Source organism: Oscillibacter sp. CU971 (assembly GCF_905219725.1).
Classification (GTDB): Bacteria; Bacillota; Clostridia; order Oscillospirales; family Oscillospiraceae; genus Oscillibacter.
Map to the genome: position 1 here is coordinate 1 of NZ_CAJMXG010000119.1, position 8766 is coordinate 8766.

At 64.0% G+C, this 8766-nt stretch carries 10 protein-coding genes; 6 read left to right on the top strand and 4 right to left on the bottom strand.

Annotated elements, in window-relative coordinates; genetic code table 11:
- Nucleotides 1-458: 458 nt before the first annotated feature.
- On the bottom strand, nt 459-686 hold the full coding sequence (locus JX325_RS09475) for a helix-turn-helix domain-containing protein (protein ID WP_204790907.1): 228 nt from the start codon (nt 684-686) through the stop codon (nt 459-461).
- A 124-nt stretch (nt 687-810) separates the two neighbouring features.
- Between JX325_RS09475 and JX325_RS09480 the strand changes: the two genes are divergently transcribed.
- Entirely contained in the window at nt 811-1065 is a 255-nt protein-coding gene (locus JX325_RS09480) for a DUF6809 family protein (RefSeq protein ID WP_204790908.1), read from the top strand.
- Here JX325_RS09480 and rpe read toward each other — a convergent pair.
- Nucleotides 1062-1709: a ribulose-phosphate 3-epimerase gene (gene rpe, locus JX325_RS09485; protein ID WP_204790909.1), complete on the bottom strand. Its 648-nt coding sequence runs from the start codon at nt 1707-1709 to the stop codon at nt 1062-1064. The two genes, JX325_RS09480 and rpe, sit on opposite strands and share 4 nt — an antisense overlap.
- A 367-nt stretch (nt 1710-2076) precedes the next feature.
- On the opposite strand from rpe, the gene JX325_RS18450 reads away from it, so the two are divergent.
- Both JX325_RS18450 and JX325_RS09495 read left to right on the top strand, forming a co-directional pair.
- Entirely contained in the window at nt 2077-2886 is an 810-nt protein-coding gene (locus tag JX325_RS18450; RefSeq protein WP_204790910.1) for an NAD(P)/FAD-dependent oxidoreductase, read from the top strand.
- A 27-nt stretch (nt 2887-2913) separates the two neighbouring features.
- A complete protein-coding gene (locus JX325_RS09495; RefSeq protein ID WP_204790911.1) occupies nt 2914-3231 on the top strand; it encodes a co-chaperone YbbN in 318 nt (105 codons plus the stop codon).
- Nucleotides 3232-3318: 87 nt separating this feature from the next.
- Here JX325_RS09495 and JX325_RS09500 read toward each other — a convergent pair whose 3' ends face one another.
- Nucleotides 3319-4776, bottom strand: coding sequence for a uracil-xanthine permease family protein (locus tag JX325_RS09500; protein WP_204790912.1), 1458 nt, complete (start codon nt 4774-4776; stop codon nt 3319-3321).
- 305 nt (nt 4777-5081) lie between these two features.
- Between JX325_RS09500 and JX325_RS09505 the strand changes: the two genes are divergently transcribed.
- Genes JX325_RS09505 through JX325_RS09515 form a run of 3 tightly spaced genes read left to right on the top strand, consistent with a single transcriptional unit; the run spans nt 5082 to nt 7280 of the window.
- Entirely contained in the window at nt 5082-6083 is a 1002-nt protein-coding gene (locus tag JX325_RS09505; protein ID WP_204790913.1) for a biotin--[acetyl-CoA-carboxylase] ligase, read from the top strand.
- A gap of 22 nt (nt 6084-6105) precedes the next feature.
- Nucleotides 6106-6666: a chromate transporter gene (locus JX325_RS09510; RefSeq protein WP_204790914.1), complete on the top strand. Its 561-nt coding sequence runs from the start codon at nt 6106-6108 to the stop codon at nt 6664-6666.
- Nucleotides 6663-7280 (top strand): chromate transporter, encoded by a 618-nt coding sequence (locus JX325_RS09515; protein ID WP_204790915.1) that lies wholly within the window; start codon nt 6663-6665, stop codon nt 7278-7280. The genes JX325_RS09510 and JX325_RS09515 overlap by 4 nt, the downstream gene beginning before the upstream one ends.
- A gap of 41 nt (nt 7281-7321) precedes the next feature.
- On the opposite strand, the gene obgE is transcribed toward JX325_RS09515, so the two are convergent.
- Nucleotides 7322-8602: a GTPase ObgE gene (gene obgE, locus JX325_RS09520; protein ID WP_204790916.1), complete on the bottom strand. Its 1281-nt coding sequence runs from the start codon at nt 8600-8602 to the stop codon at nt 7322-7324.
- Between the last annotated feature and the right edge of the window lie 164 nt (nt 8603-8766).

An 8766-nucleotide genomic window follows, 5' to 3' on the forward strand; every position in this document is an offset into this window, starting at 1 on the left:
ACGGGCCGTGCACGGTCCAAAAGAGAAAAAGAAGTATCGCCCCTGCGGGGGGACGAAGGACGGGGGACGCGCAAGGCATGCCTCCGTTTTTTACGAATGTCTCCAGCCCGCGGCGTGGTACGGGCGGGGGTTTGGAGGTCACCGAATGGACTCCCTCCCCTTTTCGCTGCCGCTCACCTGGCGGTAGGGGGTGGATGTCCGCCTTTTTCCGGGACTGCCCTTCTATCGGCAGACCATTTCCATAATGAAAACATTCCGGTAGACCGGAAAATTCTCCTTGTGGGGCCTGACCCCCTGGTCAGGCCATTCCCTCAGGAACTGCCCTTCTCCCGGTAGGCCATTCCTTCCGGGATTGCCCTTCTATCGATAGACCACCTTGTAGGGGCCGCCGCCCTCGGCGGCCCGTTCCCCCGGAACCTCCATGCTATCCATGGCCCGTTCTTCCAGGGCCCACCCTTCTACTGGTGTTCCTCCTCCAAGGGCAGCGGAACAAGGCCCACCAATTGGTCCAGGGTTACTCCATAGAGATCGGCCAACTTTACCAGCGTGGGAGCCGTGGGCTCTCCTCCATTCTTCTCGTAGCGTTCATACGTTTTGCTGGAGAGTTCAAGCACCCTGGATACTTTTTCACGGGACAATTTTTTGGCTTCACGTAAAAGTCTTAAATTTTTCGCCAATTGCTCCATTTAATTCCTCCAAAGTCTTGACAAAGCATCCACAAATAACGTATAATTCGGGTAGACAAAAATATCTATATAAATATGGGTAAATATTTGCCGTCACAATTTAGCCTTGAAAGGAGCCGATTTCATGGAAGGATTCCTCCACGCCCTCTACGAATACGCCCAGGAGAAGCACGTCCCGTCCTACCTGGAAACCTGGGAATACCGCCGGGCCACCTGCGGCCTGGAGGAGGACTGGGCCTCCTTCCGCTCCACGCTGACGGCGGAACAGGAACAGCGCCTGAAAGCCCTCCTGGACCGGGAGCGGAACGCCGCCTGTCTGGAGGACCAGGCCATTTTCTCCTGCGGCCTCTCCATGGGGGTGGGCCTTGGGCGGCTTTAGGCCCCCCGCAGCTCCGCAATCCGGGCGGGGATGTCCGCCGCTTTATAAACCGCGCTTCCCGCCACCAGCACGTTGGCCCCGGCGTCAATGCAGGTCTGGCAGGTGTCCGGGGCCACGCCGCCGTCCNCCTCCAGCTCACAATCCGGGNTCTTCTCGTCGATGAGCTTCCGCAGGGCCGACACTTTGGGCATCATATCCGCCATGAACTTCTGCCCGCCAAAGCCCGGCTCCANCNTCATGACCAGAATCANCTCCACCTTCGTAANGTACGGCAGGGCCGCCTCCGCCGGAGTCTTAGGCTTGAGCACAATCCCCGCCTTTTTCCCCTTGGCGTGAATTTTGCCGATGGCGGCGTGGATGTTCTCCTCCGTGTCCGCCTCCACATGGACCGTCACCAGGTCCGCCCCGGCGTCGCAGAACTGCTCNACGTACCGGACGGGCTGGGTGATCATCAGGTGTACGTCCAGGGGCAGCTCCGTGGTGGGCCGGATGGACTTCACCACCGGGACGCCGATGGTAATGTTGGGGACAAACACCCCGTCCATCACGTCCACATGGACGTAGTCGGCGGCGGCGATGCGATGGATATCCCGCTCCAGATTCGCAAAATCGGCGGAGAGGATGGACGGCGCGATTTTGATCATGAAAAGCCCCTCTTTTCTCTCGGCGCGGCGGCGGAAGGACCGGGACACGCGGTCCGGGCCCGGTGACGGGCACGCGGGGCGGCGCATAGGATGGCTTGAGCGGCCCGAGCGCCTCCAACTCCGCGCAGCGTCCGCCCCTACGTCCGGCGCCGCCGCTTTTTTGAATATAGGGAACCGGCCTCCGGACCCCCGTCCGGCGGGCCGGTTCCCCCCTAGTGTAACAAACTTCCGGCCCAAAAGCAACCGAGGACCGGGATATTTTTTGTCCGCCGGCGGGGCGGAAAATTTTGTTGCAAAAACATCTGCAAAATTTTCCGAAAGTGTGATAGGATAAAGGATAAAGACGATTTGAAAAGGAGGCGGCGCTATGGCGTATGACGTGCTCGTCATCGGCGGGGGCCCGGCGGGGCTGTCGGCGGCCCAGAACGTCCGGGCCCGGGGGAAAACCGCGCTGGTAGTCTCCAATCCCCTGGAGGAAAATCCCCTCTGGAAGGCGAAGGAAGTGGACAACTACCTGGGCCTTCCCCGCCTCAGCGGAGCGGAGCTGCTGACGGCCTTCCAGCGCCACGCGGAGTCCTCCGGGGCGGAGTTTCTGGAGGGCCGGGCCCTCAGCGCCCTGCGGTCCGGGGAGAGCTGGTATGTGAGCGTGGGCAATATGATGGTTCAGGGAAAAGCCGTGGTCCTGGCGGCGGGCGTCGTCCGGGGAAAGAAGCTCCCCGGGGAGGCGGAGCTTCTGGGCCGGGGCGTCAGCTACTGCGCCACCTGCGACGGGATGCTTTACCGGGGGAAGCGGGTGGCCGTCCTGGGCTGGACCCCCTCGGCGGAGAAGGAAGCCGCCTTCCTGGAGGGCATCGGCTGCCAGGTTCTCTACCTGGATAAACCCCGGGACTGCGCGATCCAGGGCGCGGAGAAGGTGGAGGCCGTAACCTGCGGCGGCGTCACGGAGGCGGTGGAGGCCGTCTTCCTCCTGCGGCCCGCCATGGCCCCGGGGGACCTGTTTCCGGGCCTGGAGACGGGGGGCGGCTTTGTGGCGGTGGACCGGGAGATGCGGACGAACCTCCCCGGCGTGTTTGCCGCCGGGGACTGCACCGGCGGGCCCCTACAGGTATCCAAGGCCGTGGGCGAGGGCCTGACTGCCGGACAAAAAGCGGCGGCTTTTGCCGCGGCGGTGAAATAACCAATCAAAAAAAAGGAGACGAACGATATGACATTGCAGCACTTGACAACGGCGGAATTTGACGCGGCAGCGGGCAAGGCCCCTCTGGCCATGGTGGACTTCTGGGCCCCCTGGNGCGGCCCCNGNNAANTGCTNNGCCCCNTNATGGAAANCCTGGCGGCCCAGTATGAGGGTAAGGCCCTGGTGGCCAAGGTCAACGTGGACGAGGAGCCGGAGCTGGCCCGGCGCTTCGGCGTGATGAGCATCCCCACGGTGGTCTTTTTGAAGGAGGGCCGGGAGTTTGACCGGAAGGTGGGGGCCTTCCCTCCCGCCGCCTACCAGGAGGTATTGGACAAGTCCCTGTAAGCGCCGCCCCAAAAACGCGAGCAAGCGCCCGGAATCCTTTGATTCCGGGCGCTTAACTTTATGGCGCGGGCGCAGGGCGGAAGGCTCTTACGCCTCCTGCTTTTCCCCGTTGGCCCGGGCCTCGTTGTCCAGGTCCTCCTGGTCNTTGGGNNTGGCGATGTTGAGGATGNTGGCCAGCACCNCCGCCGGCACGATGCCGGAGCCGCCGAAGATCAGCTGCACCGGCTGGGGCAGGCCCGCCAGGGCCCCGGCGGTGGCACCCAGGCCATAGCCCAGGCCCATGGCGATGGACACGATGGTCACCACCCGGTTGGTAACGCCGAACTTGGTCAAAAGCTTGATGCCGGACACGGCGATGGAGGCGAACATCATCACCGCCGCGCCGCCCAGGACGCTCTGGGGCATGATGGAAATCACCGCCGCCAGCTTGGGGCTCAGCCCCGCCAGCACCAGGAACACCGCGCCGCAGGTCAGGGCCATGCGGTTGACCACCTTGGTCATGGTCACCAGGCCCACGTTCTGGGAGAAGGACGTGGTAGGCAGGGAGGAGAACAGGGAGGAGATGACGGAGCCCACGCCGTCGCACACCACGCCGCCGGAGAGCTCCTTGGCGGTGGCCTCCCGGCCCATGCCGCCCTCGATGCAGCCGGAGATGTCCCCGATGGTCTCCACGGCGGTGACCAGGAACATGATCAGGATGGAGAGGATGGCGTGGAGGTTGAAGGTGGGCTTCACCGGGAGAATCTGCGGCACGGAGAACCATTTCGCCTCGGCGATCCGGGACCAGTTCACATACCAGGAGGCGGTGAAGGCGTTCCCCTCCGCGTCCACCAGCTCATGGGGCAGCAGAATGCCCATGACGGAGGCCACAATGTAGCCCACGATGATTCCGCAGAGGATACAGGAGGTGGATGTAATACCCTTTGTAAAGTGCTTCAGCACCACGATAACCGCCAGCACCAGCAGGCCCAGCAGGAGGTTTGGCAGGGAGCCGAAGTCCTTGGCCCCGCTNNCTCCGGCGAAGGAGTTCACGCCCACGCTGANGAGGCTCAGGCCGANGGCCAGCACCACGCTGCCGGTGACCACCGGCGGGAAGAACTTCCGCAGGGGCTTAATGAAAAAGCCCAGGGCCGCCTCGCAGACGCCGCCCACCATGGCCGCGCCGATGATGGCGCTGTAGGCCAGGATGCCGCCGCCCATGGCGGGGTTGGCGGCCACGCCCTTCATGACTCCCAAAAAGCCGGAGCTGGTGCCCATGATGATAGGCACCTGCCCGCCCACGGGGCCGATGGACCAGAGCTGAATCAAGGTGATGAGGCCCGCCGCCAGCATGGCGTTTTGGAGCAGGGTGACGTACAGCGCGGGCTCCTCGCTGGTAATGCCGCAGATGCCGCAGATGATCATCAGCGGCGTCAGGTTGCCCACGAACATGGCCAGTACGTGCTGCATCCCCAGGGGGATGGCCTGGCGCAGGGGAATGCGCCCGTGGAAATCGTAGGGGCTGGTGTACTCTGCGGTCTTCTGCTTCACTTCGTTTTTGTTCATCTTTCTTTCCTCCTCATTTTCTGCCCCCCTTGGGCCGGGGCAGGCCGCGGAACCGCCGGACGCCCTGCCGCCCGGCCCCGTCTTTTTCTCCCTCAGCATTCTGGATCAATCGGCCGTGCGCACCCCCTTAAAGCGCAAAAAAGAAGACTACAAAATCCGCTGTTCATAAATCAGGGACAGCAAACAATGTAGCCTTCCGGCATTGTCATCATAACATAGGTCCACCTCTTTGTCAATCCTGTTTGCAGTATTTACAGGCCCGAAAAANTGTGCTACACTAAATCCGTTTGACAAGGAGGGATGCTATGAGCAGCCGGGAANCCGTTTTGTCGCTTCTGCGGGGGGAGGAGGGCTTCCTCTCCGGCCAGGAGCTGAGCCGCCGCTTGAAGCTCAGCCGCGCCGCCGTGTGGAAGGCGGTGGACGCCCTGCGGGGAGAGGGCTACGAAATCGAGGCCCGGACCGGCCTGGGCTACCGCCTCACCGCCGCGCCGGACGTGCTGACGGAAGCGGAGATTCGGAGTTTTNTGGGCCCCACCCGCCTCGTGGGCCGGGAGCTGCGGTGCTTCGAGGAGCTGGACTCCACCAATAACTATCTGAAGTCCTGGACGGACGGGCCGGACGGCGCGGCGGTCACCNCCGAGAGCCAGACGGCGGGCCGGGGCCGGATGGACCGCTCCTTCCAGTCCCCCAGGGGCCAGGGGATCTACCTTTCCGTGCTTCTCCGGCCTCCCCTGCCGCCGGACCGCCTGCCGCCGGTGACGGCCCTGGCAGGCGTGTCGGTGTGCGCCGCCGTGGAGCGGGTCTGCGGCGCGCGGCCGGGGCTGAAATGGCCCAACGACCCGGTGCTCTGCGGGAAGAAGCTCTGCGGCATTTTGACGGAGCTGTCCCTGGAGGCGGAGACGGGGCGGGTCCAGTCCCTGGTGCTGGGCATCGGCGTCAACGTGGCCCAGGGGGAGGAGGACTTCTCGCCGGAGGTNCGGGAGNTCGCCACCTCCCTGCGCCAGNCCCTGGAGCGGTCTGTGTCCCGGCCCCAATTGACGNCGGCGCTGCTGGAGGAGNTGGNCCGGGCTTACGCCGCGCTGCTGGCCGGGGACCTGTCGGCCTNTNTTGCGGCCTACCGGAGCCGCTGCGTGAACCTGGGGAAAACCGTCCGGCTTCTTCCCTTCGGCGGCNGGGTNCCGGAGACCGCCCAGGCGGTGGACATCGACGAGGAATTCGGCCTGGTGGTCCGGGGGGCGGACGGGAAGGAGCGGACGGTCCGCTCCGGCGAGGTCTCCGTCCGGGGCCTGTGGGGCTATACGGAGTAACAATAAGGAAAGAGGCATTTCAATGAACGGCAAGAACAAATTCCAGCAGCTCTGGGAGCTCTTTTGGACCTTCGCGAAAATGGGGGTCATGACCTTCGGCGGCGGCATGGCCATGCTGCCCATCCTCCAGCGGGAGGTGGTGGACAGCAAGGGCTGGGCCACCGAGGAGGAGCTGACGGATTATTACGCCATCGGCCAATGCACCCCGGGCATCATCGCCGTCAACACGGCCACCTTCATCGGGCAAAAATGCGGCGGCATCTCCGGGGGCATCGTGGCCACTCTGGGGCTGGTGTTCCCCTCCGTGGTGATCATCTCCATTCTGGCGGGGCTGATTTCCAACTTCGCGGACCTCAGCTGGGTGAAAAACGCCTTCGCCGGGATTCAGGTCTGCGTCTGCGTGCTGATTTTCAACGCGGTGCTGAAGCTCTTGAAAAAGTCCGTGGTGGATAAGCGGACGGCGGCGATCTTCGGCGTGGTCCTTCTGGGGGGCGTATTTTTGAAGCTCTCCCCGGTGTGGTTCGTCGTCGGCTCGGCCCTGACGGGCATTTTATTGAAAAATCTGGAGGCGAAGAAGGCATGATTACCACCTGTTTGCAGCTCTTCTGGGAGTTTTTCAAGACCGGCCTCTTCGCCGTGGGCGGCGGCATGGCCACCCTGCCCTTCCTCCAGGCCATCGGCGAGTCCACCGGCTGGTACACCTACACGGATCTGATGAACATGCTGGCGGTGTCGGAGTCCACCCCCGGTCCCATCGGCATCAACATGGCCACCTACGTGGGCTTTACGGCGGCGGGCATCCCCGGGGCCATCATCGCCACCCTGGGGGAGGTGACGCCCTCCATCATCGTCATTTTGATTGTGGCGGCGGTGCTCCACAGCTTCCGCAATAACAAGTACGTGGACCAGGCCTTCTACGGCCTCCGCCCCGCCTCCACGGGGCTCATCGGCGCGGCCTGCGCGGCGGTGGTGCTGGAGGTGCTGACCACCGTCCAGCTGGCAGCCCAAAGCGGGGGCATCGTCAAGACCCCGGTCCTCAGCGGCGGGAGCCTCCTCAACGTGCCGGGGCTGCTGCTGGCGGCGCTTTTGATTGTGCTGACCAACTTTGCGCCCAAGAAGGTGACCGGCCTCCACCCCATCGTCTTCATCGGCCTTTCCGCCGTGGTGGGCGTGGCCTTCGGCTTTGCCGGGGCGTGAGAGCAAACGGAAAGAGAGGGACCGTCCGGTCCCTCTCTTTTTCATTTCTGATACTCGAACTCAAAGCCGTCCATGGACACGGTGTCTCCGTCCTGGATGCCCATTTCCTCCAGCCGCCGGAACACCCCCGCGTCCCGCAGGGCCTTGTCGAACCACATGCGGCTCTCATAGTCGGCGAAGTTGACGTTGGCCATCAGCCGCTGGAGCCAGGGGCCCTCCACCATCCAAACGCCGTCCTCATGCTGGATGTCCAGGGGGGCGGAGGCGTCCGCCTTGGGGGCCCGGGGCACGTAATCCGGCTCATACACGGCGATGGGCGGCAGCACGGACAGCCGCTCCGCCGCCAGCTGCACCAGCTCCCGGGTGCCCTTGTGGGCGGCGGCGGAAATCTCCACCAGGGGATAGCCCAAGGCCTCCACATGGGCCCGGAGGGCCTCCAGCAGGGCCGGGTCCTCCAGGATGTCCGTCTTGTTGGCGGCCACAATCTGGGGCCGCTTTGCGAGATCCGGGCTATAGCGCTTCAATTCCTCGTTGATGGCGTCAAAATCGGCCACCGGGTCCCGGCCCTCGCTGCCGGACACGTCCACCACATGGACCAGCAGGCGGCAGCGGTCGACGTGGCGGAGGAAGTCGTGGCCCAGGCCCGCCCCCTCGCTGGCCCCCTCGATGATGCCGGGGATGTCCGCCAGGACGAAGCTGACGCCATCCTCCACCCAGACCACCCCCAGGTTGGGGAAGAGGGTGGTGAAGTGGTAGTTGGCGATCTTGGGCTGGGCCTTGGAGACAACCGACAGGAGAGTGGACTTGCCCACGTTGGGGAAGCCCACCAGGCCCACGTCCGCCAGGAGCTTGAGCTCCAAAATGACGTCGTGGCTCTCTCCGGGAAGGCCCGCCTTGGCGAAGCGGGGTACCTGGCGGGTGGGGGTGGCGAAGTGGCTGTTGCCCCAGCCGCCCCGGCCCCCCCGGCAGAGGACGAAGGGCTCGCTGCCGCTCATGTCGGCCATAATCTCGCCGGTTTCGGCCTCCCGGACCAGGGTGCCCCGGGGGACGTGGATGGTGAGGGACTGGCCGTCCCGGCCGGACTTCCGGCCCCCCTGGCCGTCGGCGCCGTTAGCGGCGGAATATTTGCGCTTATAGCGGAAGTCCATCAGGGTGGACATATGGTCGTCCACCTGGAGGATGATGGAGCCGCCCCGCCCGCCGTCGCCGCCGTCGGGGCCGCCTGCGGCGACATATTTCTCCCGATGGAAGGCGATGGCGCCGTTGCCGCCATTGCCGGCTTTTACCGTGATTTTTGCTTTATCAATAAATCCTGATGCCATGGGGGCCTCCTTGCGTTTTCCCCCTGAAAAGGGGGGATTTTTCCGGCCCTTCGGGCGGGGCGGATTGGATACCAGCGATGGCTGGTGCATTGCACCCCCCATTTTCTCTTTTTCTTGCCAGAAGAAAAAGAGAAAACGGGCCGTGCACGGTCCAAAAGAGAAAA